This is a genomic window from Streptomyces sp. NPDC006997, assembly GCF_040635175.1.
Lineage (GTDB): Bacteria > Actinomycetota > Actinomycetes > Streptomycetales > Streptomycetaceae > Streptomyces.
On sequence record NZ_JBEYHH010000079.1, the window covers coordinates 2388 to 3592 of the forward strand.

1 pseudogene is annotated in these 1205 nt (G+C 73.4%); it reads right to left on the reverse strand.

Annotated features, from left to right (window positions below):
* Positions 1 to 1035: pseudogene (locus ABZ659_RS35500) on the reverse strand (hypothetical protein); the annotation flags it as partial.
* Positions 1036 to 1205 lie beyond the last annotated feature (170 nt).

Consider the following 1205-nt stretch of genomic DNA (forward strand, 5'->3'; position numbering starts at 1 on the left):
GCGTACGGGGGCGAGGACGGCCCAGACGCGGGGGCTGAGGGTGAGCGGGGGCCCGTCGTACGCGGGGCGTGCTGGGGGGCGCACAGGGCCGCGCAGCGAGGCCGGGACGTCCCCGGACGCGGGGGCTACTGGATAGTTACACCCCGTGCTGTTACCTGCGGTATTCACAGGTTCGGCGGGCGTACTACCGGTACCTCGCCTACGGCGGAATGGACCACCGGCCCGCGCAATTCGAGGGTGAGTCAATCCCTGGTCTTCCTTATACGCGGGGGCCCCGTACTCATGATCGGGAGCCGCCCCGTACTGAGGATCGGGAGTCGTCGCCGGGGTGGTGCCGGGGCCGGGCGGAGGGACGTCGGGCTCGTCGACCGGGCGGAGCGGGTCGTCGTGCACCGTGATCCGGTGTCGGCCGCGGTACCCGGCGCGCTTGTCCTGGGTGATCCAGCCGAGGGCCTCCAGTTCGTCCAGGAGGTGAGTGGCGGTGCCCTCGTGCAGGGGCTTCCCGGCGCGCTCACCGCCGTGGTGGCGCAGGGCGGCGCCGATCTCGGCCAGCGTGAGGTCGCGGCGCTCGACGAGGGTGGTGTAGCGCAGGAGGAGGTAGAGGCGGTGCAGGGTGCCCCGGAGGGTGTCGGCGGCCCGTACGGGCGCGCAGACGTAGCGCTCGTCGTCCTCCAGGTCGCGGCATGTCCGCGCGTTCGTCCGGCCCTTGCCGGTGGTCCGGTGGGAGCGCTGACGTCGGGTCAGTTCGCGTATGCCGTCGGTGGGCGCGGGCCTCGACAGGCGCGTCAGGGCCTTCTCCACCGCGGAGACGCTCAGGCCGGTGAACTCGGCGAGCCGGGCCACTGCGGCCTCGCACTCGCGGTTCTTCGACAGTGCCTTGACTTTGCCGTAGACCTTCGTGTCGGCGTCCGCGTACGCCTCGGTATCCGTGACGACGCGCAGCGGATACCGCACCCACTGCCCACGCCCAGCGCCACCGGCCCCGCCGCGGGTGCGGCGGGGCTCGGCGGCGGCCGGGCTGGCGGGCAGGGTCACGGTGTCCTAGCTGGTGTCGGTGTCCTCGGCGTCGGGGCCGGGGACGGTATAGGTGGCGCCGCAGGGGGCGGTGCGGATGCCGGGGGTGATGTGGCGGTGCACGGCGCCGCACCCGGTCTCGCCGTCGCAGCGGACGGCGTACTCGGTGCGGCCCTGGGTGCGGATCGCGT